General features: G+C 70.2%; 25 protein-coding genes and 1 riboswitch. Of the genes, 8 read left to right on the top strand and 17 right to left on the bottom strand.

The annotated features are described in order from the left end of the window. Positions 1 to 684 precede the first annotated feature (684 nt). The 10 genes from ACIRQP_RS12255 to clpS all read right to left on the bottom strand — a co-directional run bounded on the left by ACIRQP_RS12255 (position 685) and on the right by clpS (position 8,453). Positions 685 to 1,635, bottom strand: coding sequence for a PLP-dependent cysteine synthase family protein (locus tag ACIRQP_RS12255; RefSeq protein ID WP_403887419.1), 951 nt, complete (start codon positions 1,633 to 1,635; stop codon positions 685 to 687). Then, a complete protein-coding gene (locus tag ACIRQP_RS12250; RefSeq protein ID WP_403887416.1) occupies positions 1,635 to 1,937 on the bottom strand; it encodes a MoaD/ThiS family protein in 303 nt (100 codons plus the stop codon). Before ACIRQP_RS12250 ends, ACIRQP_RS12255 begins: the two co-directional genes overlap by 1 nt. Positions 1,938 to 2,051: 114 nt before the next feature. Next, entirely contained in the window at positions 2,052 to 2,165 is a 114-nt protein-coding gene (locus tag ACIRQP_RS12245) for a putative leader peptide (RefSeq protein WP_403887413.1), read from the bottom strand. Between the two features lie 69 nt (positions 2,166 to 2,234). Continuing rightward, complete coding sequence (locus ACIRQP_RS12240; protein WP_403887410.1) at positions 2,235 to 3,011, bottom strand: ABC transporter ATP-binding protein; 777 nt, start codon at positions 3,009 to 3,011, stop codon at positions 2,235 to 2,237. Further along, positions 3,008 to 4,048: a FecCD family ABC transporter permease gene (locus tag ACIRQP_RS12235; RefSeq protein ID WP_403887407.1), complete on the bottom strand. Its 1,041-nt coding sequence runs from the start codon at positions 4,046 to 4,048 to the stop codon at positions 3,008 to 3,010. Before ACIRQP_RS12235 ends, ACIRQP_RS12240 begins: the two co-directional genes overlap by 4 nt. A gap of 3 nt (positions 4,049 to 4,051) precedes the next feature. Next, entirely contained in the window at positions 4,052 to 5,065 is a 1,014-nt protein-coding gene (locus ACIRQP_RS12230) for an ABC transporter substrate-binding protein (protein ID WP_403887404.1), read from the bottom strand. Positions 5,066 to 5,104: 39 nt separating this feature from the next. Next, positions 5,105 to 5,240, bottom strand: a riboswitch (cobalamin riboswitch). Between the two features lie 18 nt (positions 5,241 to 5,258). Then, positions 5,259 to 5,672 (bottom strand): Mov34/MPN/PAD-1 family protein, encoded by a 414-nt coding sequence (locus ACIRQP_RS12225; protein WP_403887401.1) that lies wholly within the window; start codon positions 5,670 to 5,672, stop codon positions 5,259 to 5,261. An 84-nt stretch (positions 5,673 to 5,756) separates the two neighbouring features. Continuing rightward, positions 5,757 to 7,235 (bottom strand): amino acid permease, encoded by a 1,479-nt coding sequence (locus tag ACIRQP_RS12220; protein ID WP_403887398.1) that lies wholly within the window; start codon positions 7,233 to 7,235, stop codon positions 5,757 to 5,759. Positions 7,236 to 7,569: 334 nt separating this feature from the next. Next, positions 7,570 to 8,148, bottom strand: coding sequence for a DUF2017 domain-containing protein (locus ACIRQP_RS12215; RefSeq protein ID WP_403887395.1), 579 nt, complete (start codon positions 8,146 to 8,148; stop codon positions 7,570 to 7,572). Then, complete coding sequence (gene clpS, locus ACIRQP_RS12210; RefSeq protein WP_030355090.1) at positions 8,148 to 8,453, bottom strand: ATP-dependent Clp protease adapter ClpS; 306 nt, start codon at positions 8,451 to 8,453, stop codon at positions 8,148 to 8,150. The genes ACIRQP_RS12215 and clpS overlap by 1 nt, the downstream gene beginning before the upstream one ends. 140 nt (positions 8,454 to 8,593) lie before the next feature. On the opposite strand from clpS, the gene ACIRQP_RS12205 reads away from it, so the two are divergent. Further along, positions 8,594 to 9,973, top strand: coding sequence for a nicotinate phosphoribosyltransferase (locus ACIRQP_RS12205; RefSeq protein ID WP_403887392.1), 1,380 nt, complete (start codon positions 8,594 to 8,596; stop codon positions 9,971 to 9,973). A 228-nt stretch (positions 9,974 to 10,201) separates the two neighbouring features. Then, complete coding sequence (locus tag ACIRQP_RS12200) at positions 10,202 to 10,804, top strand: isochorismatase family protein (RefSeq protein WP_403887389.1); 603 nt, start codon at positions 10,202 to 10,204, stop codon at positions 10,802 to 10,804. Between the two features lie 109 nt (positions 10,805 to 10,913). Here ACIRQP_RS12200 and ACIRQP_RS12195 read toward each other — a convergent pair whose 3' ends face one another. Together ACIRQP_RS12195 and ACIRQP_RS12190 are read right to left on the bottom strand one after the other, a co-directional pair. Further along, complete coding sequence (locus ACIRQP_RS12195) at positions 10,914 to 11,255, bottom strand: hypothetical protein (RefSeq protein WP_403887386.1); 342 nt, start codon at positions 11,253 to 11,255, stop codon at positions 10,914 to 10,916. 124 nt (positions 11,256 to 11,379) lie between these two features. After that, entirely contained in the window at positions 11,380 to 13,794 is a 2,415-nt protein-coding gene (locus ACIRQP_RS12190; protein WP_403887383.1) for an immune inhibitor A domain-containing protein, read from the bottom strand. Between the two features lie 414 nt (positions 13,795 to 14,208). Between ACIRQP_RS12190 and ACIRQP_RS12185 the strand changes: the two genes are divergently transcribed. Further along, a complete protein-coding gene (locus ACIRQP_RS12185; RefSeq protein WP_403887380.1) occupies positions 14,209 to 14,511 on the top strand; it encodes a hypothetical protein in 303 nt (100 codons plus the stop codon). Here ACIRQP_RS12185 and ACIRQP_RS12180 read toward each other — a convergent pair. Together ACIRQP_RS12180 and ACIRQP_RS12175 are read right to left on the bottom strand one after the other, a co-directional pair. After that, positions 14,497 to 15,234: an RDD family protein gene (locus tag ACIRQP_RS12180; protein WP_403887377.1), complete on the bottom strand. Its 738-nt coding sequence runs from the start codon at positions 15,232 to 15,234 to the stop codon at positions 14,497 to 14,499. The two genes, ACIRQP_RS12185 and ACIRQP_RS12180, sit on opposite strands and share 15 nt — an antisense overlap. A gap of 140 nt (positions 15,235 to 15,374) precedes the next feature. Next, positions 15,375 to 16,940 carry an RDD family protein gene (locus tag ACIRQP_RS12175; RefSeq protein ID WP_403887374.1) on the bottom strand — a complete coding sequence of 522 codons (1,566 nt, stop codon included), beginning with the start codon at positions 16,938 to 16,940 and terminating at the stop codon, positions 15,375 to 15,377. A 379-nt stretch (positions 16,941 to 17,319) separates the two neighbouring features. Between ACIRQP_RS12175 and ACIRQP_RS12170 the strand changes: the two genes are divergently transcribed. Continuing rightward, positions 17,320 to 17,796, top strand: a complete 477-nt coding sequence (locus tag ACIRQP_RS12170; RefSeq protein WP_403887371.1) for an SsgA family sporulation/cell division regulator — start codon at positions 17,320 to 17,322, stop codon at positions 17,794 to 17,796. A gap of 76 nt (positions 17,797 to 17,872) precedes the next feature. Here the strand turns inward: ACIRQP_RS12170 and ACIRQP_RS12165 are convergent, their stop codons facing one another. Continuing rightward, positions 17,873 to 19,240 (bottom strand): FAD-binding oxidoreductase, encoded by a 1,368-nt coding sequence (locus ACIRQP_RS12165; RefSeq protein WP_403887368.1) that lies wholly within the window; start codon positions 19,238 to 19,240, stop codon positions 17,873 to 17,875. A gap of 98 nt (positions 19,241 to 19,338) precedes the next feature. Here ACIRQP_RS12165 and ACIRQP_RS12160 point away from each other — a divergent pair, with 98 nt between their 5' ends. Beyond that, positions 19,339 to 20,871: a tetratricopeptide repeat protein gene (locus ACIRQP_RS12160; protein ID WP_403887365.1), complete on the top strand. Its 1,533-nt coding sequence runs from the start codon at positions 19,339 to 19,341 to the stop codon at positions 20,869 to 20,871. 249 nt (positions 20,872 to 21,120) lie between these two features. Here the strand turns inward: ACIRQP_RS12160 and hppD are convergent, their stop codons facing one another. Continuing rightward, positions 21,121 to 22,275, bottom strand: a complete 1,155-nt coding sequence (gene hppD, locus ACIRQP_RS12155; RefSeq protein ID WP_403887362.1) for a 4-hydroxyphenylpyruvate dioxygenase — start codon at positions 22,273 to 22,275, stop codon at positions 21,121 to 21,123. Positions 22,276 to 22,416: 141 nt separating this feature from the next. On the opposite strand from hppD, the gene ACIRQP_RS12150 reads away from it, so the two are divergent. Then, positions 22,417 to 22,950 carry an Lrp/AsnC family transcriptional regulator gene (locus ACIRQP_RS12150; protein WP_403887360.1) on the top strand — a complete coding sequence of 178 codons (534 nt, stop codon included), beginning with the start codon at positions 22,417 to 22,419 and terminating at the stop codon, positions 22,948 to 22,950. On the opposite strand, the gene ACIRQP_RS12145 is transcribed toward ACIRQP_RS12150, so the two are convergent. Next, positions 22,937 to 23,299, bottom strand: coding sequence for a winged helix-turn-helix transcriptional regulator (locus ACIRQP_RS12145; protein ID WP_403887357.1), 363 nt, complete (start codon positions 23,297 to 23,299; stop codon positions 22,937 to 22,939). The genes ACIRQP_RS12150 and ACIRQP_RS12145 overlap by 14 nt on opposite strands. 104 nt (positions 23,300 to 23,403) lie before the next feature. Between ACIRQP_RS12145 and ACIRQP_RS12140 the strand changes: the two genes are divergently transcribed. Both ACIRQP_RS12140 and ACIRQP_RS12135 read left to right on the top strand, forming a co-directional pair. Beyond that, positions 23,404 to 24,366 (top strand): NAD(P)-dependent oxidoreductase, encoded by a 963-nt coding sequence (locus ACIRQP_RS12140; protein ID WP_403887354.1) that lies wholly within the window; start codon positions 23,404 to 23,406, stop codon positions 24,364 to 24,366. A 174-nt stretch (positions 24,367 to 24,540) separates the two neighbouring features. After that, positions 24,541 to 25,149, top strand: a complete 609-nt coding sequence (locus ACIRQP_RS12135) for an ArsR/SmtB family transcription factor (RefSeq protein ID WP_403887351.1) — start codon at positions 24,541 to 24,543, stop codon at positions 25,147 to 25,149. Positions 25,150 to 25,159: the final 10 nt, after the last annotated feature.

Here is a 25,159-nt window from a genome sequence, read left to right as displayed (position 1 = left end):
TGCGGGGTGCGGTGCGGGGTGCGGTGCGGGGTGCGGTGCGGGGTGCGGTGCGGGGTGCGGTGCGGGGTGCGGTGCGGGGTGCGGTGCGGGGTGCGGTGCGGGGTGCGGGGTGCCGGGGCCCGGGGCCTCCGGAGGTGCGTGTCCGGACTGCTATCCTCACCGCGCTTCGCGCGAGCTGCGACGCTTTACGTCCTGACACGCACCTCCTGCGACCCCGACCCCCTCCCCCCGGCGGTCGCCTGCCCCCACCGCCCGGCTGGGGAATTGGGGGTGGGTGCGGCCCGGTGGGCCCCGCTACTCGCCATCTCGGTGGGGGTGAGTGGGCCGGTGCGGCCAGAACCTGGCCACTCGCCCGTCCTGGCGGAGCGATCGGGCTCGATACGGGAAGATGCCGCCGCGTCCCCCACCCGCCGTCGCACACGAACGCGTCGCTTGAGCGGGCGGTGAAGGGGGGCGCGCAGGGGGGTCGTGTCCGGGACACTAAAGCATGATGTGTGGCGCACGACCTCCCGTGCCCCGACTGTGGGCAGCTGCGCGCCGTACGAGGGTCCGGGGGTGTCCCCCGGAAAAGCCCAGCATGCCGTCCAGGGCGCGAGCCCCGGAGCGACACCCGGCGACAACCCGCACCCGGCAACAGGCCCCAGCCGAAACGCACCCCGAACCACGACCCCCCGCCGGGAGACGCTACGCCCAGAGCTGGCCGCGCAGCGTTTCGATCGCCTCTTCCGTCGTCGTCGCCGTGTAGACGCCCGTCGACAGGTACTTCCAGCCCCCGTCCGCGACCACGAAGACGATGTCCGCGCTCTCGCCCGCCTTCAGCGCCTTCCGGCCGACACCGATCGCCGCGTGCAGCGCCGCGCCCGTCGAGACGCCCGCGAAGATACCTTCCTGCTGGAGCAGTTCACGGGTGCGCGTGACCGCGTCGGCGGAGCTGACGGAGAATCGGGTCGTGAGGACGGACGCGTCGTACAGCTCCGGGACGAAGCCCTCGTCCAGGTTGCGCAGGCCGTAGACCAGGTCGTCGTAGCGCGGCTCCGCGGCGACGATCTGGATGCTCTCGACGTTCTCGCGCAGATAGCGCCCCACGCCCATCAGCGTGCCCGTCGTTCCCAGGCCCGCCACGAAGTGCGTGATGGAGGGCAGGTCGGCCAGGATCTCCGGGCCGGTGGTGGCGTAGTGGGCGCCCGCGTTGTCCGGGTTGCCGTACTGGTAGAGCATCACCCAGGACGGGTTCTCGGCCGCCAGCTCCTTGGCGACCCGTACGGCCGTGTTGGAGCCGCCCGCCGCGGGGGACGAGACGATCTCCGCTCCCCACATGGCGAGCAGGTCGCGCCGCTCCTGGGAGGTGTTCTCCGGCATCACGCAGACGATGCGGTAGCCCTTGAGCCTGGCCGCCATGGCCAGCGAGATGCCGGTGTTGCCGCTGGTGGGCTCCAGGATGGTGCAGCCCGGGGTGAGCCGTCCGTCCTTCTCGGCCTGTTCGACCATGTGCAGGGCGGGCCGGTCCTTGATCGAGCCGGTCGGGTTGCGGTCCTCCAGCTTGGCCCAGATCCGGACCTCGTCCGACGGCGAGAGCCGTGGGAGCCGGACCAGGGGCGTGTTGCCGACCGCCGCCAGCGGGGAGTCGTACCGCATCAGGCCGCGTACCTGTCGAGCGCGCCACCGGCCACGGCCGGGAGGATGGTGACGCTGTCGCCGTCGGCGAGCTTGGTGGAGACGCCGTCGAGGAAGCGGACGTCCTCGTCGTTGAGGTAGACGTTGACGAAGCGGCGGAGCTGGTTGTCCTTGGCCGGGTCGAGGAGCCGCTCCCGGATACCGGCGTGCCGGGTTTCGAGGTCGGCGAAGAGCTCGGAGAGCGTGTCGCCGCTGCCCTCGACGGCCTTGGCGCCGTCGGTGTAGGTGCGGAGGATGGTCGGGATGCGGACCTCGATGGCCATGGCATGGACTCCTGATCGGGAGAGGGCGTGACGGGCGCGCGGCTCGGGCCCCCGCGCGAGGGGATACGTGGTGGGGACAGCCGGATCGCGGCGAACCGCGCTCGGGGCCGTCGCTCAGCCGGCGGCGCTGGGACAGATGGCACTGGCGAGGCGGCACAGATCGACGTGCAGCCGCGCCACGAGCAGCGGGGTGCTCGGCGTCTTGTCGCTCACGCCCTGGAAAACCATGCGGTCATCGTATCGATTCCCGGTTGGCGGTCCCGCATGTGATCTCGTATCCCGGACGGCCCATATCCGTCAGGCGGACGGCGGGAGATAGACGACGGTGGGCGCGCCGGTGGCGGGGTGCGTGCTGACCTCGGCGGTCACCCCGTAGACGATGGCGAGCAGCTCGGTGGTGAAAACCTCGTGCGGGGTGCCGGAGGCGACGATCCGGCCTTCCTGGAGGACGTAGACGCGGTCGCAGTAGTACGCGGCGAGGTTCAGATCGTGCAGGGCGAGCAGGTTGGTGGTGCCGGACTCTCTGATCAGGGTGAGGATTTCGAGCTGGTAGCGGATGTCGAGGTGGTTGGTCGGCTCGTCGAGTACGAGCAGGGCGGGCCGCTGGACCAGGGCGCGGGCGACCAGGGCGCGCTGGCGTTCGCCGCCGGAGAGGGAGGGAAAGGCGCGGTCCGCGAGGCCGGCGATCCCGACGCGGCCGAGTGCGGCGTCCGCGAGGGCGGCGTCGGCGGCGGTGTCGGCCTCCCAGAAGCGTTTGTGCGGGGAGCGGCCCATCGCGACGACCTCGCGGACGGTCAGTTCGAAGTCCAGTTGTCCGTCCTGCGGGACGGTGGCGACGCGGCGCGCCCTGGCCTTGGGGGTCATGGTGAGCAGGTCGTCGCCGTCGAGCAGGGCCCGTCCGTGGCTGGGGCGGAGCGTTCCGTAGACGCAGCGCAGGAGGGTGGTCTTGCCGCTGCCGTTGGGGCCGACGAGTCCGACGGTCTCGCCGGGGGCCGCGGTCAGGTCGGCGCCGTCGACGAGCCGGCGGCCGTCGGCGGCGTAGGAGAGTCCTTCGAGCCGGAGTGTCGCCGTCATACGGGGGCTCCTTCGGGGCGGCGGCGCATCAGCCACAGGAGGGCGGGGCCGCCGGTGAGCGCGGTGAGTACGCCGACGGGCACGTCCTGGGGCGCGGCGACGGTACGGGCCGCGAGGTCGGCGAAGACCAGGAGGACGGCTCCGCCCAGCGCCGCGACCGGCAGCAGGGCGCGGTGGCCGGCGCCGACGGCCATTCTGGCGGCGTGCGGGACGAGCAGTCCGATGAAGCCGACGGCGCCGCTGGCGGCCACCATCACGCCGGTGACCAGGGAGGCGAGGACGAAGACCGCGGCGCGGAAGCGCGAGGTGTCCAGGCCGAGTACGGTCGCGCCCTCCTCGCCCGCCAGCAGCAGGTCGAGCGGCCGGGCCAGGGCCATGAGCAGCGCGGTGCCGAGGGTGAGGACGACCGCGGGCAAGAACAGGGTGGACCAGCGGGCGCTGCCGAGGCCGCCGAAGGTCCAGTAGACGGCTTCCTGGAAGTGCTCGGGGCGTGCGGAGACGATCAGGACGAGGGTGGTGAGCGCGGAGAGGATGTACGAGACGGCGACCCCGGCGAGGACGAGCCGGCCGCCGGTCATCGTGGACCGGCGGCGGGCCAGCCCGTACACCAGCGCCAGGGCGAGGAGCGAGCCGGCGAAGGCCGCGGCGGGCATGGCGACGGTGGTGGTGATCCCGCCGCCGATGCCGAGGACCATGACCAGCACGGCGCCGGCGGACGCTCCGGAGGAGATGCCGAGGAGGAAGGGGTCGGCGAGCCGGTTGCGTACGAGCGCCTGGAGGACGGTGCCGACGACGGCGAGCCCGGCGCCGACGACCACGCCGAGCAGCACGCGGGGCAGCCGTACGTCGAGCACGATGGTGCGGAAGGGGCTGGGGTCGGCGCCGCCGGTGAGGATGGTGATCACCTGGCCGGGCGGAATACGTACGGAGCCGAGGGCGAGGCCCGCGACGACGGCGGTGGCGAGTGCGGCGGCGAGGCAGCCGAGCACCAGGGGGTAGCGGAGCCGCCCGTGGCCGGGCGGGGTGGTCCGGGTCATGGCTTACTTGACGGTCTCGGGGTGGAGCTGCGCGGCGAGCCGTTCGATGGCGTCGGGCGCGCGTACGCCGAGGACCACGTCCGAGAGCGGCATGACGGCGAACCGCTTGTTCCTGACGGCCGGTACGTCCTTGAGCACGGGGTCCTCCAGCAGCCGCTTCTTCTTCTGGGCGACGGTGGTGGAGCCGTAGTCGTAGACGACGATGACGTCGGGCTTGCGGGCGACGACCTGTTCCCAGGTGGCGTCGCCGAAGGACTTGCCGAGGTCGGCGAAGACATTGCGGCCGCCGGCGCGGGTGATCAGTTCGTTGCCGATGCCCTTGCCGCCGGCGGTGAAGGCGGTCTTGTCGCCGCTGTCGTAGACGAAGACGGAGAGCGGCTCGACGCCTTTGAGCAGGGCGGCGGTGTCCGTGACGGTGGTGCGGGCGGCGGCGATCCACTTCTCGGCGCGGTCGGGGACGCCGAAGGTGCGGCCCGTTTCACGGACCTCCCGGTAGACGTCGTCGAGGGTCGTCCTGTCCTTGGGGCAGTTCTCCAGGTTGAGCCGGGTGTTGATGCCGGCGGACCGGAGCTCGTCGCGGCCGCGACCGTCCTTGGCGGCGAAGGCGCTGGCGTAGCCGCCGTAGACGAAGTCGGGGTCGGCGGCGAGCAGCCGCTCCTTGGAGGGGTACTCCTTGGCGAGCACCGGGACGCTCTTGTACGCCTTCTCGTAGGCGGAGAGGATCCGGTCGTCCAGCCAGGCCGTGCCGACGAGGGACTTCTCCAGGCCGAGCGCCAGCATCACTTCGGTGACGTGCTGGTTCATGGTGACGACCCGCTCCGGCGGCGCCTGATAGGTGGTTTTCACCCCGCAGTTGGTGACGGTGTACGGGAAGCCGGGAGCGGCGGTCGCGGCCCGCGCGCCGTCCTTCGCGTCCGTGGAGGTGGAGGTGGAGCCGCCGCAGGCGGTGAGCGGGAGCAGCAGGGCGGATATGACGGCGGACGTGAGCGCACGGCGGCGCCGGGACGGCACAGACACGACAGGGCCTCCTCCGGGGGATTTCCGCGTCCCCTGGCTGGTGGGAGAAGGGCGGCAGGTCAGTTCCTGGCTGCCAAGCTCTGGGCCTGGTCACAGTGGCGGGACCGCGCCGGATTCACACCGGCTTCCTGATCCCCGCCGCCTCGGTTCGGCGCTCAGTTTGTCAGATCTTGCCAGCGCCGCGACGGGCGCCTCAGACGATCTCGACGTCCTCTTCCGTGACCTCGCCCTCGACGATGCGGTACGAGCGGAACTGGAAGGGGCCCGCGTCGTCGTGATCGGCGGTGGAGACGAGGACGTAGTGGGCGCCCGGCTCGTTGGCGTATGTGATGTCCGTACGGGACGGATACGCCTCGGTCGCGGTGTGCGAGTGGTAGATGATCACCGGCTCTTCGTCGCGGTCGTCCATCTCCCGGTAGAGCGTGAGCAGATCCGCCGAGTCGAACTCGTAGAAGGTGGGCGAGCGGGCGGCGTTGAGCATGGGGATGAACCGCTCGGCCCGGCCGGTCCCGGCGGGGCCCGCGACCACGCCGCACGCCTCGTCGGGATGGTCGGCGCGCGCGTGCTCGACGATCTTGTCGTGCAGGGCCTGGGTAATGGTGAGCATGGAGAAAATATAAAGGGACGAGTGCGGCCCCCGGATCCGGGAGGGAGTTTCCCGGTTCCGGGGGCCGTCAGGGTCTCGGCCGCGTTACTCCGCGGAGGCGTACTCCGGGGTGGGGTCGCCCGGGGCCGCGCCCGCCTCGGTCCGCGGGGTGCGGCGCTTGAGGTACTGCCAGCCGACGAGGAGACAGACCGCCCAGACCGCCCCCACGTAGAGGGAGACCCGCGCGTCCTTGTCGTACGCGATCAGACAGGTGACGAGGGCCAGGAAGCCCACGGCGACCCAGCTGCACACCGAACCGCCCGGGGCGGGGAACGACGAGGCGGGCAGCAGGCCCGCCCGTACCCCGCGGCGGTAGCGGATATGGCTGATCAGGATCATCATCCAGGTCCAGACACCGGCGGCGGTGGCCACGGACGTCACATAGCCGAAGGCCTTCTCCGGGACGATGTAGTTGAGGACCACGCCGATGCCCATGAGGGCGACGGAGACGGTGATGCCGAACGCCGGTGTCTTGCGGGAGTTGAGCCTGCCGAAGAGCTTCGGCGCCTCGCTGTTGGCGGCGAGGTCACGCAGCATCCGCCCGGTGGAGTACATGCCCGAGTTGCAGGAGGAGAGCGCGGCGGTCAGCACCACGAAGTTGACGATGCCGGCCGCGAGCGGGATGCCCATCTTCTCGAAGGCGTGGACAAAGGGGCTGGCGCCCGCCGAGAACTCGGTCCACTTGACGACCGCGAGGATGACGGACAGCGCGCCCACGTAGAAGACGATGATGCGCCAGGGCAGCGTGTTGATCGCCTTGGGGAGGGTCTTCTCGGGGTTCTCGGACTCGCCCGCGGTCACGCCGACCAGCTCGACGGCGAGATAGGCGAACATGACGCCCTGGAGGGTCATCAGGCTGGAGCCGATGCCGTTGGGGAAGATCCCGTCGTGCGCCCAGAGGTTGGAGGCGGCGGCGGTGTCACCGGCGTCGGAGAAGCCGAGGGTGAGCACGCCGAGACCGATGACGATCATTCCGATGATCGCGGTGACCTTGATCATCGAGAACCAGAACTCGACCTCGCCGAAGATCTTCACCGAGATCAGGTTGACGCCGAAGAGCACCACCAGGAAGACCAGGGCACTGACCCACTGGGGGATCTGGGGGAACCAGAAGTGGATGTAGATGGCCGCGGCGGTCAGTTCCGCCATCCCGGTGACGACCCACATCAGCCAGTACGTCCAGCCGGTGGCGAAGCCGAAGAACGGGCCGAGGAACTCTCTGGCGTACTCCGCGAAGGAGCCCGAGACCGGCCGGTAGAGGAGCAGCTCACCGAGCGCCCGCATGATGAAGAAGATCACGACGCCGGCGAGGGCGTACATGAGGATGATGCTGGGTCCGGCCTTGGCGATATTCGCTCCGGCGCCCATGAAGAGCCCGACGCCGATGGCGCCGCCGATGGCGATCATCTGGACCTGACGGCTGCCGAGTCCGCGCTCGTAGCCCTCCTCCGAGGCGCTGCCGCCGGTCGGTCCTCCGACGGTCCCGTCGCCGCCGTACTCCTTGTCGACCTGCGCAGAGGTCATGGTCGTGCGCCCTTTCTCCATGCAGATCCGCGCCGTGCTCGGCCGCGGACCAGTTCCCGATCCCCCCGGATATGGATGGAGTGCCGCCGGCGGTCGGCCGGCCGAAGCGCCCCCGGGGACAAGGGTGGCGTCCCCGGGGGGTCGTGCAGATCTATCACGGTGAACCGGGCGCTCGGCGAAGCAAGCTGTGGCGCAGACCACAGCGAGAAGGGGACAAATCGCACCGCGACCCGCAAAGGTCGCCGGAGCGTTGACGCGATCGTTATGCCGAATTGAGCGTCACCTGAGCGTACGGAAGGGGGCTCACCGGCAACGGGCATATGACATGCGGGAGTCAAGGCATGAGCGTCTCGACGAGCGATTCCTGGAGCGCGCCGAGCCAGAGATAGGCCATCACCATCGGCTTGCGCGGATCGGAGTCGGGCAGCCGGTAGAGCTCGCCGCCCTCGTCCTCGTCAGCGACTTCCAGGCGCGTGCCGATGGTCAGCCGCAGATCGTTGAGCGCGCCGAGCCAGTGCCGGCAGTCGTCGGAGGTCAGCTTGAGTACGGCGGCGCCCCCGCCCTCCACGGCGAGCGCGTCCAGCGTGCGGACGAGCGCCATGCCGTCCTCGCGCTTGCGGCCACGCAGATCGTTTTCCGTGAACCGTCTGAACTCCGAGGAGAATTCACGGAGTTCGTCGTCGTCATCGCCGTACGCGTCCGGGAAGAGCCGCGCCAGCGCCGGGTCGGCGGGCGGCTCGCTGGGGCCCTCGCTGAAGAGCGAGGCGAGCGGGTCCTCGCCCTGGGCCGGCTCGTCACCCGGCCCTATCAGCTCCAGCAGCTGCACCGCGAGCGAGCGCAGGATCGAGATCTCGACCTCGTCGAGCGCGACGGCCGCGCCGCCGCCCGGGACCGCCTCGAACTGCCCGGCCATCAGGCGCGGTCCTGCGAGAGGGTGGCCCACAGCCCGAATCCGTGCATCGCCTGTACGTCGCGCTCCATCTCCTCGCGGCTGCCGCTGGAGACGATCGCGCGGCCCTTGTGGTGGACGTCGAGCATCAGCTTGTGCGCCTTGTCCTTCGGATAGCCGAAATAGGTCTGGAAGACGTACGCCACATAACTCATCAGGTTGACCGGGTCGTTGTGCACGATCGTCACCCACGGCACATCGGGTTCGGGGACGGCGAAAGTCTCCTCGGCCGATTCGGGGCGTTCGATCTCAGTCGGGGCAACACTCACGGTTCGGGACGACCTTCTTCTCTGCGGGGGCGTGCCGGAATTCACAGCCTCACAGGAACCATGCTGCCACCCGTCGTGGCGTGTCGCACAAACGGCCACGAGAAATCGTCAAGGTGACGAGTATTGGGTAGCATCGTCATATGAACAATGCGGACCTTGGGCTGCCAGAAGAGGAAGCGCGCGAAGCGCATCCTGACAACGGTGGCGGCGGCCGACGGGTGGGCGTTCCGTCGACCGCGCTCTTCACCGATCAGTACGAGCTGACGATGCTCCGGGCAGCGCTCCGGGCCGGCACGGCCGACCGGCGCTCGGTCTTCGAGGTCTTCACCCGGCGGCTGCCCGCGGGGCGCCGGTACGGGGTCGTGGCCGGCACCGGACGCGTCCTGGACGCCGTGGAGAACTTCCGGTTCGACACGGATGTCCTGGGCTTCCTCCGGGAGCAGGGGATCGTGGACGAGTCGACGCTCGATTGGCTGGCCTCGTACCGCTTCAGGGGGGACATCTGGGGCTATCCGGAGGGCGAGGTGTACTTCCCGGGCTCGCCGATCCTGCGGGTCGAGGGCTCCTTCGCCGAGTGCGTGCTGCTGGAGACCGTGATCCTGTCGATCCTCAACCACGACTCGGCCATCGCGGCGGCGGCCTCCCGGATGGCGGCGGCGGCGAACGGGCGCGGACTGATCGAGATGGGCGCGCGCCGTACGCACGAGCTGGCCGCGGTCGCCGCCGCGCGCGCCGCGTACGTCGGCGGCTTCGACACCACCTCGGACCTGGCGGCCGGGTTCCGCTACGGCATTCCCACGGTGGGCACCAGCGCGCACGCGTTCACCCTGTTGCACGACAGCGAACGTGACGCCTTCCGGGCGCAGATCGACTCGCTCGGCCGGGGAACGACGCTTCTCGTCGACACATTCGATGTCGCCGAGGCCGTGCGGACGGCCGTGGAGATCGCGGGGCCCGAGCTGGGCGCCGTCCGGATCGACTCCGGCGATCTGCTGCTGGTCGCGCACCGGGTACGGCAGCAGCTGGACGAGCTGGGCGCGGTGAACACCAAGATCGTGGTGACCTCGGACCTGGACGAGTACGCGATCGCCTCGCTGGCGGCGGCGCCGGTCGACGCGTACGGCGTCGGCACCCAGCTGGTCACCGGCAGCGGGCATCCGACCTGCTCCATGGTCTACAAGATCGTCGCGCGCGCGACCTCCGCCGACCCGAAGGCCCCGCTGCGCCCCGTGGCGAAGAAGTCGCTGGGCGGCAAGACCTCCATCGGCGGCCGCAAGTGGGCCGCGCGGCGGCGGGACGCCGAGGGGTACGCCGAGGCCGAGGTCATCGGCACGGGCCGGGTACCACCGGAGCTGCTGGACCGGCAACTGCTGGTGGAGCTGGTCAAGGGCGGCGAGATCGTCGCGCGCGAGTCGCTGGACGCCGTGCGCGACCGGCATGTCGCGGCGCGTGCGGGGCTGCCGATGTCGGCGATGCAGCTGTCGCGGGGCGAGCCCGTGATCCCGACCGAGTACGTGTGAGCGCGTACGTGTGAGCAAGTACGTGTGAGAGCGGGCAGGTGGAGGACCCGGTACGTGTGAGACGGAGGGGGCGGTGGTAGCGGTGGGAGGACAGGACTGCGCGGACACGCCCGGACACGCCTACCCCTCCCGCGACGGGAGCGGAGTCTCTAGGCTCGAAAACGTGCCCGAACAGCCCCCGTCCCCCGCCCCCGGCACCACCCGCTCCCCCATCGAAGGATGACCGCCATGCACCGCGCATTGATCGTCGTAGACGTGCAGAACGATTTCTGTGAGGGCGGCAGCGTCCCGGTGGCGGGGGGCTCCGAGGTGGCCGCCGCCGTCACCGATCTGATCGGCCGCGCGACCCCCGGGTACCGGTATGTGGTCGCCACCCGTGATCACCACATCGACCCCGGTGATCACTTCGCGACGCCCCCGGCCGTCCCCGACTTCGTCCGCAGCTGGCCGGTGCACTGCGTGGCGGGCACGGAGGGCGTGGGTTTCCACCCGAATTTCGCCCCGGCCGTGGCCTCCGGCGCGATCGACGCGGTCTTCGACAAGGGCGCGTACTCGGCGGCCTACAGCGGCTTCGAGGGCGCCGACGAGAACGGCGTCCGGCTGGTGGACTGGCTGCGGTCGCGCGCGGTCGCCGAGGTCGATGTGGTCGGTATCGCCATGGACCACTGCGTACGGGCCACGGCGCTGGACGCGGTCCGTGAGGGCTTCGTCACGCGCGTACTGCTCGACCTGACCGCCGGCGTGGCCCCGGAGACCACGGAGCGGGCGATGGAGGAGCTGGGCGAGGCGGGCGCGGAGCTGACCGGCAAGCCGGTCGTCCACGTCGCCTGAGGGGCGAACGCCCGAACGGTCTCGGGTCGGCCCGCAGGCCGCCTCAGGGGCCCCTCAGACACTCCCCAGACCCTCCCAGGCGGCCCCTCAGGAGCCCCTCGGGCCCTCCTCAGGCCCTTCCGGTACCCGTCGACCACCCCACCCTCGCCGGGGGTCTCAGCAGCGCTCGTATCGGCTGCCAGAGCTGGTCCAGGCACTCCGGTGTGGTCCGCCACAGCAGGCCGTCCGGGTGATGGAGCACCGCCGTGATCTCGTCCGGTGTCGGGGGCTCCGCATTGCCCCGCAGATAGACCGCCCGCAGCCCCAGGTTCCGCAGCCTGGTCAGGGCGCGGGCGCGGTTCGCGGCGTGCACCAGAACGCGTACCGTGCCGCCCTCGGCCGCCGGGCTGGGCAGGGTCAGTGCCACCACCACCGTGCCGTTCGGGAGCTTGCTGAAGCCTCCGCCTGCCATGTCCTTCATCTCCCCCGCGAGACATCGTGTCAATAAGAGATCGTAGGACGCACCTAAACACGAACGGCCGCCGCCCGCTAGAGGGCGACGGCCGATCACGCATTTGACCTGCGGTTACTTGGGGTTACCTACCCGAGGGACCCACCTTGACCGTCATCGTCTGCCCGTCCAGGGGCTGGCTGACGATGCTGATCCTGGTGTTCGTGTCAGTTACCAGGACGCTTCCGCCCTTGTTCTGCTCGCTCCAGTAGGTGCCCTTCCGGTCGTCGAAGACCGGGACACCGAGCTGCGGAGCGATCCGCGTCAGCTTGTCCGCGTTGTGCAGCGACAGACCGGACGCCGGCCACCAGCTGAACGCCGAGTCGTACGCCTGGATCCTGTTGCGCATCAGCGTGCCATCCGCCCACTTCAGCGGCTTGGCGTGCGCGTCGATCGGCAGGATCAGACCCTGGCCCGGGTGCTCGCTGGTGTTGTTGTTCTTCTGCGAGGTGTCCCACTGCCAGATCAGCAGACCGGGCTGGTAGGGGAAGTGCTCGACCTTGCCGTCGTTCGGCGCGGTGAAGCCGAAGTTGTACGGGCCGACCTTGAGGGTCTTGTCGTACGAGACGTACTGACGGTTCTCGGCGATGTAGTACTGGTCGTAGTCCTGGGTGAAGGACTCACCGATGCGCGAGAAGCCCTTCGCGGTCCAGCCCGCGTCGTCGCCCTCGGCGTTGTCCGCGAACACGGGCGCGCCGTCGGCGACCAGGCTGATCTCGTCCGCGGTGAAGCCCTTGCCGCCCGCGCCGCCGTCCGTCTGGTAGCGGAAGCGGAGGTCGATCTTCTTGCCCGCGTAGGCGTCCAGCGAGTAGACGAGCTTCTTGTACGCGCCCGAGACACCGGTCAGCGTCGGCTTGTCGGCGGCGTCACGGGGGATCGCCTTGCCGTCGGCCGTGCCGTCGACCGGCGTGTAGTTGGCGCCGCCGTCCGTCGACACCTCGGCGTAGAGGTAGTCGTAGTCGGCCTCGATGTCCCACCAGCCCTGGAGCTCCAGCGACGCCGTGGACTTGCCGGTCAGATCGACCGAACGGGTGAGGGTGTTCTTGAGGTCGTCACCCATGTCGCTCCACCACTGCTTGGTGCCCTCGGTGGGCTTCACCACGCTGGTGGTCGTGGACTTCTTGGGCAGGTCGACGATGAGCGCCTGCGGGTTCTTGGTGTTGTACTCCGAGACGCCCAGCTTGTGGGTGGAGTTCGTCGCGGCCTTGCCCTTGGTGTAGTTGAGCCAGCCGAGCTGGAGCTTGTCCCAGGCTGTCATGTCGCCCGGCAGGTCGCCGATCGCGTCCTTGCCGGTGCCCAGCCAGGAACCCGACGACATCAGGGACCAGAAGGCGGTGGAGTTCTCGCCGCCCGCGGTGTCGTACAGGTCGGGCAGGCCCAGGTCGTGGCCGTACTCGTGGGCGAAGACGCCGAGGCCGCCGTTCTCCGGCTGCATCGTGTAGTCACCGACCCAGATCCCGGTGTCGCCGACCTGCGTGCCGCCGGACTTGTTGCCGACCGGGCCCGTGCTGCCCGCGTTCGTGCCGTACGCGTACCAGCGGTGCGCCCACAGGGCGTTCTCGCCCTCGGCGCCGCCGCCGGCCGACTCGTCCTCGCCCGCGTGCACGATCTGGAAGTGGTCGATGTAGCCGTCGGGCTCGTTGAAGTCGCCGTCGTTGTCGAAGTCGTAGCGGTCCCACTGGTCGTACTGGGCGAGGTCCGCCTTGATCTCGGCGTCCGACTTGCCCTGCGCCTTCTGGTCCGCGGTCCAGGCGGTGACACCGTCGCGCACCGCGTCCCAGACGTTGGAGCAGTTGGTGCTGCCGCAGTAGTTCGAGCCGTAACGGGCCTCGTTGTACTCGACCTTGACCCAGTCGGAGACCTCGCCCTCGACCGAGTAACGGCCGGAGGAGGTCTTCTCGTAGTAGGTCTTGAGCGACTCCTTCTGCTTGCCGCTCGCGTCCTTGCCCTCACCGAAGTAGAGGTCCTGGAAGTGCGCCTGGTTGTAATCGGCCTGCCAGGCGGTGGAGTTGTCGACCTTGCGGTCGGGCTCGGCTATCTCGTTGTGCTGGGGGCCGGGCTCGCCGCCGTACCTCTTGACGGGCGGCTGCGGTCCGTCGGCGCCGTCCGGGTCGTACATCGTGGTGTCGTCGACCTTGTCGCCGAACTCCACGAGGATGGTGAAGATCTTGTCGGTCTTCTCCCGGCCCAGCTCGACGTACTTCTTGTCGCCGAGCTTGACCACCTGGGAGCCGTCGCGCTTCTGCACGGTGGCGTCACCGGCGATGACCTGCTGGAGCGCCGCCTCGCGCTGCTGCGCCTGCTGCTTGCTGAACGGGCCGTCCAAGTCGTGTTCGACATGGCCCTTCTGGGGCGCCGGGTCACGGCGCTCGATGTCCGCGGAGCCGGACGCGGGGTTGTCCTGGGCCTGTGCCGTGGTGAAAGCTGAGGCCGTGGCGGCGGTCGCGGCCAGAGCCACGATCACCGCGGACAGTGTTCTCGCCCGTCGATTCCTGATCACTTGATGCTTGTCCTCCCCGGCGCACGCGATTCACGGACCGGGAGTGATGGATCCGCGCGCTATGCGCGTCATAAGTGACGACATTGGACCGGAGTTGAAGAAGAAAAGACAGACCTTGACTTGCACTGGTCAACTGCACTATGCGGCCTTCCGGTTCCGCTATTCGGACATGACTCCAGGGCTGGATGATTTCGGACAACCGGCGCACTGACACGGCCCATCGGCAGGGGGCGTGACTCGATGCGCCCCCCGTGCACCGGCACCGTGGGTGAGGTCACGCTTACTAATCGCTCCGCTCGGGCATCCACCGTCGTAGAGTCGCTTGACAGTGCGACCCGCCCTGCGACGTACGTGCGAGATACGCGAAACGCCCCCAACGCCCCCGAATATGACGCCCCGAGGACGGATTCCGCCATGCCGCGTCCGACTGCCGCACAGCTCGCCTACGGAACCGCCACCGTCGTCTGTTCCACCCTCGTCATGCTTCTGCTCTCCGGCACCGCCGCCGGTCTCGGCATCGCGGTGATCGGACTCGCCGCTCTGAGCCTGGGGCTGCTGGTCGCCCTGACCATCCCGGCCAACAGCCGTACCACGACGGCGCGTACGGCCCCCGCGTGTACGGCCGCGCTGCGGCCCGACACGCCCCCGGCGACGAGCGCGCAGCTGCCCGGACAGCGGGCCGAGGCCCGGATGGGCCAGCCCTCACTGCGTCGCTGACACCACGACCGTTCTGGCGGCCTTGTCGTGCAGACCCTGCCGGTAGGGCCTGCTGGCCAGGATCGACACGATGATGATGGCCCACCAGATACAGAGGCAGCACAGCAGCGCCGGCAGCCAGAGGACCACCGAACGCAGCAGTGCGGAGCCGGTGTCGGGGACCGCGCCGTCGTTGAGCATCGCGACGCGCAGCTTCAGCCAGCGTTTGCCGAGCGTCTGCCCGTACTTACGGTCCATCAGGGTGTCGTAGCCGACGAACAACACGATCGAGATGACCGACCAGATCCACTGCGTGCCGGTATTCACCTGATCGGTGACCTCGTCCCACGCACCGGTGTTGTTCGCGGTGCTCCAGCCCCCGACGAACAGCGACACGATCGCCAGTGGGATGAAGATGATCAGGGCGTCGATGACCCGGGCCAGGAACCGCGTGCCGAACGGCGCGAGCGGCGGCATCCCGGCGAGCGGATCCCTGCCGCCGTACGACTCCCCGCCAAAGGCCTCCGAGCCGTACGGGGAGCCCGGGGGCGGCTGCCCGCCGGCGCCGCCGTAGGGGGCGCCGTACGGGGAGTCGTACGGAGATCCCGGCGGCGGGCCCTGCGGCGCCGGAGGCTCCTCGGACGGACCCTCGGGCGGAGGCCCCTCGGGCGAGGGCCCCTGCGGCTTCTTGAGGAACGGGTCTTCCTCGGGGGGCTCGCCGGGCGGCGGCTGATCACGACTCATGTGGGCAGTGCACCGTGCCGGGCAGGGGCCCGCAACGGTTTGCCCGCCGTTCGGAGGAACGCCCGGCCGACGACCGACCGGCCGTCAGGTCACCGGCTGTCAGGGCACCGGCTGTCGGATCACCGGCCGCCGCCCAGCCCTCAGCCCGACACGAACGTGCGGGCCACCTTGTCGTGCCAGCACTGCCGCCAGGGCCGGTCGATCAGACACCAGAGCACATTGAGGACGCCCACGACGAGCACCCCCAGCACGCCGTAGACCAGCCAGCGGCGCAGCGCGGCGCCGAACGCCGGGGTCTCGTGGGACTCGATGTCCCGTACGTCGAGGCCGCACAGCTTCTTGCCCAGCGTGCGGCCCCATTTGGCGGTCGGCAGCGCCTCGTAGAGCACCCCGACGATCAGCAGCGCGGCGAGCGCGGCGCCCAGCCAGACCCCGGTCGTGGCGTCGAGCAGCCAGACGGTGACGGTCTCACCGGTCCGTTCGGCCGCCGCGATCTTGTCGTCGATATGGGCGAGGGCCTTGGACACGAGCGGGAAGGCGAGGGCGCCGACGATCGCGCCCAGCACCACGGTGTCGATCAGCCGGGCCGCGAAGCGCTTGCCGAGGGTCGCGGGCCTGGCGTTCGCCTGGGCCTGCGCGGCTTGCAAAAACGGGTCGTTGACGGGGGGCTTCCAGGGCACGACGGGCTGGTCCGGCTGGTCGGAACGACCGTGCTGGACCGACTGACCCGGCTGACCCGGCTGCGCGAGCTGGTGCGCCTGCTGGGCCCAGGACGCGGCGCCGCCGCCGGTGCCGGGGCTGACGGGCGCGTTCTGACCGGCCGCGGGCGGGGACTGCTGCGGTACGGGGAGCTGCGGCAGCTCCGCCGCCCGGCGCGCACCGTCGGCGCCCTGGGTCAGCGCGCCGAGGGTCATGGTGCCGTCGGGCCGCGCCGTACCGCCGGCCGGGGCGTCCTCGTCCTTCGCGCGGCGGGCGGCGCGCAGGGCGCGGATGGCCATGGTGCTGTCGACCGCCGGCTGCCCGCTGTCGCCGAGCGCGGGTGTCCTGCGCGAATCGGCCGTACCTTCCGCGGGGCCGGTCCCGGATCCCACACCCGCGCTCTCTCCGGTGCCGGTGCCAGTGCCGGAGCCGGAGCCCGAACCGGGCCTGATGCCGCGCCGCAGGCCGCGGATCGTGACCGTGCCGTCGGTGAGCGGCGGACCGTCGCCCGCGCCGGACCCGGAATCAGCTCCGGGGCCCGAGCCGGGACCCAGCGCGCGTACGCCGGGCAGGGCGCCGCCGGTCGGATCGCCGGGCGTGGGCGCGGGCAGCTCACGGCCGGGCTCGGGCGCCGGGCCGGGAACGCGCGGATCCGGCCGGGCCGCTCCCCAGGACACCCGGGCATCGTGCTCGCCGCCGAAGCCGGTCTGCCGCGAGGCGTCGGCCTGCCACGCGGACGCCGGTTCCTGGCGGAGCTCCTGGCGGGGCTCCTCGGGAGGGTCCTCGTCGAAGAAGACCGGCCCGGTCTCCTCGACCGCGCCGGGCGGGAAGGTCGCCGAGCCCGTCCGGGTGGTACCGGGCGTCGCCTCCCCGTCCTGCGGAGCGGGCCGGCTCGTGCCGGGCACCCAGGCCGCGCCGTTCCAGTACCGGACATATCCAGGGATGGACGGGTCCGGGTAAAACCCTTCCCGGGGTACGTTCCCGCCGTCACCAGGAGGAGTAGCCACTGACCCCAACTCCGTTCACTCACACCATTGTCCAAGGAGGACAGTAACGAAGAACACGAGGCCCTGAGGAAAGAGACCGGCAGAAACGGCCGCGTTCGAGCGGCTGACCGCGGACGCCGATGCGAAGCGTGAGGCTGCGGGGTGGGATTCATTCGCCAGGGCGTACGGAACACCGTACGCACGTGCCCGCCCGGGTGGCGAGTCCCCGTCCGGCCACCGTCCGGCCACAGCCCGGGTCCTGTCCGTGTCCTGTCCGGGACGTGTGCGTCCGAAGCCGCGGAAACTCATCGCCGAAAGTCGCGTCATAGTCGGCGGGGTAGCGCCTCTCGACTGGTACGGCCCCCGCGTCGGGCCGCTCGCCAGAAAGGAAGTGCCGCTCATGTACACCATGGTGGAACGCGAACTGGAACTGAATCTGGTGCTGTCGCCCGAGCGCGGCATCCCCGTCCCGGCCCGGCTGACCTACCGCACGGACGACCCGTACGCCGTGCACATCACCTTCCACATCGGCTCGGACAAACCCGTGGAATGGACCTTCGCCCGCGAACTGCTGGTGGAAGGGGTGTTCAGGCCCTGCGGGCAGGGCGATGTACGGATCTGGCCCACGAAGGTCGGCGGGCGCACCGTCCTGTGTGTCGCCCTCTCCTCGCCCGACGGCGACGCGTTGCTGGAGGCGCCCTGTGCCGCGGTGTCCGCATGGCTGGAGCGGACGATGCGGATCGTGCCACCGGGTACGGAGTCCGAGCAGCTCGGCCTCGACGACGGGCTGGCCACGCTGCTGGCTCCGACACCGGCCGACGATCTGTGGCTGCGGGACCCGTGGCCCTTGGACGAGTCCGTGGACGACGAGGCCTAGAAGGAGGCAGAGAAGAGGGGCAGGGGGCGGCGAGGTGGAAGAGGGTGGGGAAGAGACGATGACGCCTGGATGACGCCTAGAAGAGCTTCCCCGGGTTGAGCAGGCCCAGCGGATCGAACGTCCGCTTGATGCCCCGCTGCAACTCCAGGCCCACCGGTCCCAGCTCGCGCGACAGCCACTCCTTCTTGAGGGTGCCGACGCCGTGTTCGCCGGTGATCGTGCCGCCGAGTTCGAGACCGAGCGCCATGATCTCGTCGAAGGATTCCCGGGCCCGCCGTGACTCGTCCGGGTCGGCCTGGTCGAAGCAGACGACGGGGTGGGTGTTGCCGTCACCCGCGTGGGCGCAGACGCCGATGGTCAGGTCGTACTTTTCGGCGATGGCCGCTGTGCCGTCGAGCATCTCGGCGAGGCGCGAGCGGGGCACGCAGACGTCGTCGATCATGGTCGCCGACTTGACGGTCTCCAGCGCGGTGAGCGACAGCCGGCGGGCTTGGAGCAGCAGTTCCGACTCGGCGGCGTCCTCGGCGGGGACCACTTCGGTGGCGCCGGCCGCCGTGCACAGCTCGCCGACGGCGGCCAGATCGGCCGCGGGGTCGGGGGTGTCGAAGGCCGCGAGCAGCAGCGCCTCGGTGGTGTCGGGGAGGCCCATGTTGGCCATCGCGTTGACGGCGCGGATGGTCGTACGGTCCATGAGTTCGAGGAGGGACGGGGTGTGGCCGCGCTCCATGATCCGGCAGACGGCGTCGCAGGCGGCGGCAGCGGAGGCGAACTCGGCGGCCAGGACGAGCTGCTGGGGCGGCTGCGGCTTGAGGGCCAGTACGGCCTTGACGACGATGCCGAGACTGCCCTCCGAGCCGACGAAGAGCCGGGTGAGGTCGTACCCGGCGACGCCCTTGGCGGTGCGACGGCCGGTGGTGAGGAGCCGGCCGTCGGCGAGGACGATGTCCAGGCCGAGGACGTACTCCGCGGTGACGCCGTACTTGACGCAGCACAGTCCGCCGGACGCGGTGCCGATGTTCCCGCCGATGGTGCACATCTCCCAGCTGGACGGGTCCGGCGGGTAGTAGAGGCCCTGCTCACCTACGGCGCGGGAGAGCGTCGCGTTGATGACACCCGGCTCGACGACGGCGATCCGGTCGACGGGGTTGATCTCCAGGATCCGGTCCATCTTCGTCAGGGAGAGGACGATGCACCCGTCCGAGGCGTTCGCGGCGCCCGACAGCCCCGTACGGGCCCCCTGCGGGACGACGGGGACGCGTAGCGCGGTCGCCGTGCGCATCACATGCTGGACGTGCTCGACCGTGCGCGGCAGCACCACCACGGAGGGCGTGCCCGCCTCGCAGAAGCTCGCCATGTCGTTGGCGTAGGAGACCGTGACGTCGGGATCGGTGATCAGGGCGTCGGAGGGGAGCCCGGCCCGCAGCTGTGCGAGGAGATCGTCCATGATCCCAGACTCCCATCCGGGGCCATCGGTGTGAACCCGTCTGCGATCCACAACGGCAAGTACCGGTGTACTCATCATATTGACGCACAGTAATCGCCATGAACGCCATGAAAACGGAGCAGGTCAGACAGTTGAAAAGAGCGGCGCTGGCCGCCGGGGTGGGAGCGACGCTGGTCGGGGGCGTACTGCTGTTCGTCCCCGACGAGGAGCCGGCGTCCCGGCCGGGCCCCGAGGCGCGGGCGATGGCCGCGGTGGGAGTGGGGGCGCCGGCCGCGCTGTCGGATCTGGCCGCGCTCATCCGCGAGCGGGAAAACTGGCTGCGGACGCACCCCGAGGACGGACAGGCGTGGGCGGTGCTCGGCTCGGCCTATGTGGAGCGCGGCGTCGCCGCCGCGGATCCGGCCTACTACCCGAAGGCCGACCGAGCGCTCCAGCGGTCGCTGGCGGTGCAGCCGGGCGCCCCCGGCGAGGGACCGGCGAAGAACGCCGGATCCGGCAAGGACGGCAAGGGAGCGGAGGACGGCAAACCCGGCAAGGGCATCAGGACGGGCAATCCGGAGGCGATGGTGGGGCTCGCCTCACTGGCCAACGCCCGCCATGACTATGTCGCCGCCAGGCAGTGGGGCGAGTCGGTACGGGCGCAGCGGCCCGGGGCGTGGACGTCGTATCCGGTGCTGATCGACGCGTACACCGGCCTGGGCGACTACAAGGCGGCGGGCAGGGCGCTGGAGAAGCTGCGCGAACTGCGCTCGGGGGCGCCGGTGCTGATCCGCGCCGCCGAGGTGTACCGCGACCGCGGCCGGCGCGAGGACGCGGTGGCCAAGGCCACCGACGCGGCGGCGCACGCCGGATCAGCCGTGGAGCGCGCGAAGGCGCTGGACACGCTGGGCGAGCTGGCCTGGGAGCGGGGCGAGCCGACCGAGGCGCTGGGCCATTACGAGGCGGCGCTGACGGCGGCGCGCGACCGGGCCCAGTCACTGGCCGGGCGGGCCAGGGCGCTGGCCTCGCTGGGCAGGTCGGACGAGGCGACACGTGACTACCAGACGGCGCTCGCCAAGCTGCCCCGGCCCGAATACGCCCTGGAACTGGGCGAGTTGTACGACTCGCTGGGGCTGGACGGGGATGCCCAGACGCAGTACGAGACGCTGCGGGAACGGGCCGAGCGTGCCCGGGGCAACGGGGTGAACGAGGAGTTGGTCCTCGGTCGCTTCGAAGCCGATCACGGCGATCCGCAGGCGGCGGTCGCGCGGCTGCGCTCGGAGTGGAAGCAGTCGCACCGGAGCATGGAGGTCGCGGACGCGCTGGGCTGGGCGCTGCACCGGGCGGGCCAGTGGCGCGAGGCGCTGGCGTACGCGACGAAGGCGACCGAGCCGGGACGGCGGAGCGCGCTGTTCTCGTACCACCGCGGCGAGATCGAGCGGTCGCTGGAGATGCACGGTGCGGCCCGCCGCCATATCGAGGAGGCCCTGCGGACCGACCCGCACTTCTCGCCGCTGCTGGCGCCGATGGCCCGGGAGGCGCTGGACGCGCTCGGCGAACCGGAGGAGGGCGGGCCGAAGGACTTCTACGGCTCGGGGCCCGAGAAACCCACGCTGGAACGGAGGGAGCCGGCGCCCCCGCCGAAGGTCTAGTGCCCCTCCCGGCAACGTTTGCCCCGTCGCGACGCCCAGCACGCGCGCTCGCGGGCGTTGGCCACAAGCCCAGGTAGCTCCGCTACCAGGACTTCCGGCCGCCTTGCGATCACACGCACCGACCGCCGCTCCTCGACGGGCAAACCTTGCCGGTCCCGGCACCGGAGTCCGGACGCGTGCCGGAAACGACAAGCCCCGGCACGCGCCGCGCACTCCGTCAGCCGCGCACTCCGTCAGCCGCGCACTCCGTCAGAGGTTGCCGCGCCTCTCCTGCTCGCGCTCGATCGCCTCGAAGAGCGCCTTGAAGTTGCCCTTGCCGAAGCCCATCGAGCCATGGCGCTCGATCATCTCGAAGAAGACCGTCGGCCGGTCCTGGACGGGCTTGGTGAAGATCTGCAGCAGATACCCGTCCTCGTCGCGGTCCACCAGGATCTTCAGCTCGCGCAGCGTCTCCACGGGCACCCGCGTCTCGCCCGCCCACTCGCCGAGCGTGTCGTAGTACGAGTCGGGGGTGTCGAGGAACTGCACGCCCGCCGCCCGCATCGCCCGCACGGACGCGACGATGTCGTTCGTGGCGAGCGCGATGTGCTGGACGCCGGCCTCGCCGTAGAACTCCAGGTACTCGTCGATCTGCGACTTCTTCTTGGCGATCGCGGGCTCGTTGATCGGGAACTTCACCTTGAGCGTGCCGTCGGCGACGACCTTCGACATGAGCGCGGAGTACTCGGTGGCGATGTCGTCTCCCACGAACTCCTTCATGTTCGTGAAGCCCATGACCTTGTTGTAGAAGCCGACCCACTCGTTCATCTTCCCGAGCTCGACATTGCCCACGCAGTGGTCGATGGCCTGGAAGGTGCGCTTGGCGGCGGGCTCGACGATCGGGTCCGCGGCGGTGAAGCCCGGCAGATACGGGCCGTCGTAACCGGAGCGCTCGACGAGGGTGTGGCGGGTCTTGCCGTACGTGGCGATCGCGGCGAGGACGACCGTGCCGTGCTCGTCCTTGATCTCGTACGGCTCCTGGAGGCCGCGGGCGCCGTGCTCGGTGGCGTACGCGTAGGCGGCCCGCGCGTCCGGCACCTCGATCGCGAGGTCGACCACGCCGTCGCCGTGCTCGGCGACATGGTCCGCGAGGAAGCGGCCCCCCTCGGTGGACGGCTTGATGACGGACGTCATGACGAAGCGGGCCGCGCCATTGGTGAGGACGTAACTCGCGGTCTCGCGGCTGCCGTTCTCCGGTCCGGAGTAGGCGACGAGCCTCATGCCGAAGGCCGTGGAGTAGTAGTGCGCGGCCTGCTTGGCGTTGCCGACGGCGAAAACGACCGCGTCCATTCCCTTGACCGGGAAGGGGTCGGCCTCGCGCGCGGTATGGGGAGCGGTGTCGAAGTGCGTCGAAGTGTCAGCCATGTCATCAGCCTCCCGCCGTTCCACAAGGTGCGCAACAGTTCGCTGATTCACTGGGCAATGTGTAGACCAGATGACGAGAATGGCGAGGCTATCTGCACAGTATGACTACGTTTGATTCGGCAGCGCATTGGGGAGCGGATCATGAGCATCGACGGACTCGACGGGCGGCTGATCGTGCTGCTCGCGCGGGAGCCCAGGATCGGAGTGCTTGAGGCATCGCGCCGGCTCGGGGTGGCCCGCGGCACGGTGCAGGCACGGCTCGACCGGCTTCAGTCGAATGGGGTGATCAGGGGATTCGGCCCGACCGTGGATCCGGCCGCCCTCGGCTACCCCGTCACCGCCTTCGCCACGCTGGAGATCAAGCAGGGGCAGGGCGCCGACGTACGGGCCCATCTGACGACCGTTCCCGAGGTGCTCGAACTGCACACCACCACAGGCCAGGGAGACATGCTCTGCCGTCTCGTGGCCCGCTCCAACGCCGATCTGCAACGGGTGATCGACCGGGTCGTCGGTTTTGACGGCATCGTGCGCGCCGCCACGACGATCGTCATGGAGAACCCCGTACCGCTGCGGATCATCCCGCTGGTGGAGCAGGCCGCCGAGGACTCCGCGAAGGGCTCCGCCGGGGACTCCGCCAGGGACTTCTCCGGCGAAGGATTCATCACGAAGGGGTAGCCCTTCGCGGGGTCTTCCCCAGGACGTGTTCCCGTCCCCACAGGCCAAGCGGCTGGAGGGCGGTCGCAAGGGCGACACCGCGCTCGGTCAGCGCGTACTCGACGCGCGGCGGGATCTCGTCGTACACCTCACGGGAGACGATGCCGTTCGTCTCCAGCTCACGCAGCTGGCTGGTGAGGACCTTCTCCGTGACGCCGGGGAGCATCCTGCGAAGCTCCCCGAAGCGGCGCGGGCTCTCGTCCAGCGCCCAGAGGATCAGCACCTTCCACTTTCCGCCGATCACATCCATGGCCGCGTCGATCCCGCAGTGATACGCGCTCGGCGCGCCCGGCCTGCCCACGGTCGCCATCGCCTTGGCCCCCCTCTCTCCGACCTGGTCACATACCTCGGGGGAACCACCCACTTCGGAGTGCGTACTTGTTGGTCCCCGGGTCATCGACCAGCTTATTCGTCATGACCGACAACCTTTCCGCCACTCTTTCCTCTTCCCCCGCGCCCGCCTCTTCGCCCGTTTCTTCGCCCGCCTCTTCGCCTTCCTTTTCCCGTTCCGTCTCGCTGCTCGGGCTCGGGGCCATGGGTACGGCCTTCGCCCGTGCCTGGCTCGCCGCCGGATACTCCGTGACCGTCTGGAACCGTACGCCCGGCCGGGCCGACACCCTGGTGGCCGAGGGGGCCACGGCCGCCACGAGCGCCGCCGAGGCCGTGGCCGCGAACGCGCTGGTCGTCACCTGCCTGCTGGACGACGCCTCGGTCGGCGCTGCGCTGGAGGGCACCGACCTGACCGGCAAGGACCTGGTGGACGTCACCACCGGGACCCCGGCCCAGGCACGGGCGCGCGGCGAGTGGGCCGCGGCGCGCGGGGCCCGTTTCCTCAGCGGCGGGATCATGGCCATACCGCCGATGGTCGGGGTTCCCGAGGCGGGCGGCTATGTCTTCTACAGCGGCTCGCACGAGCTCTTCGAGACACACAGAGCGGCGCTGGCGGTCCCGGTCGGCACGCGTTACGTCAGCGCGAACGCCGGCCATGCCGCGCTCCAGGACGTGGCGCTGCTGAGCGGAATGTACGGCATGCTCGCGGGCATCACGCACGCTTTCGCGCTGGTGCGCGGGGAGGCGGAGATCTCACTGAAGGAGTTCACACCGCTGCTGACCGACTGGCTGATGTCGATGTCCCCGACGGTCGAGCAGGTCGCCGGGCAGTTGGCGAGCGGCGACTACGAATCGGACATCGTCTCCAACCTGGCCATGCAGGTCGCGGGGGTGGGGACCTTTGTGGGGACGGCGCACGAGCAGGGGGTGAGCCCCGAGCTGCTGACCCCGTACTTCGACCTGATGAAGCGGCGACTGGAGGGTGGTCACGGGGCGGAGGGCGTCACGGGGCTCGTCGATCTGCTGACGCCCGACAGCGACGGCTGACGCCACCAGCCGGACGGACGGGGCCCGGACGGGAGCCGGCCGGGCATGCAAAGACTTCGTTGCAAAGAACATGTTGCAACGAAGTCTTTGCATGGCTACGTTAGAGGCATGCCCGAGCCCGATGACCCCGTAGACCCCGCGGAGCCCCCAGACCCCGCAGATCAGACAGAGCCCGTGAAGCCGACGGAAGCACCGCCGCACCCCCCGAAACCCAGGGAGCGCACCCTCGACGCGCGCTCGCTCCGCGGTCTGGCCCACCCCCTGCGGATACGGCTGATGACCACTCTCCGCCACGAAGGCCCCGCCACCGCCTCCCAACTCGCCGAGCGGCTGGGCGAGTCCAGCGGCGCCACCAGCTATCACCTGCGACAGCTCGCCGTGTACGGCTTCGTCGAGGACGACCCGACGCGGGGAAAGGGCCGCGAGCGGTGGTGGAAGGCGTCCGACGAGGGCACGAGGTTCGGCCCGGACCTGCACACCGACACCGACCCGGCGGTGCGCGGCGCGGTCGACCTCATGCTGCACGAGGTGGCCAGCATCCACACCCAGGAGCTCGCCACCTGGCTGGGGACCGCGAGCGACTGGCCCAGGAAGTGGTCATCCTCCGCGGACCTCAGCGACTTCACTCTGCGCCTGACCTCCGAGCAGCTGTACGAGATGAACGAGAAGCTGCACGAGGTCGTCGAGAGTTACCGCTCGGCCGGTCCCGGCGAGGCGGATGCCCCGCAGGTCCGCGTCCATCTGCATTCCTTCCCCCGCACCGGTTCCACCGGCCGAAGCTGAAGGAGACCCT

Source organism: Streptomyces sp. NPDC102274, assembly GCF_044766385.1.
Lineage (GTDB): Bacteria > Actinomycetota > Actinomycetes > Streptomycetales > Streptomycetaceae > Streptomyces.
The sequence above is the reverse complement of the archived record's forward strand: the minus strand, read 5'-3'. Positions and strand labels throughout refer to the sequence as shown.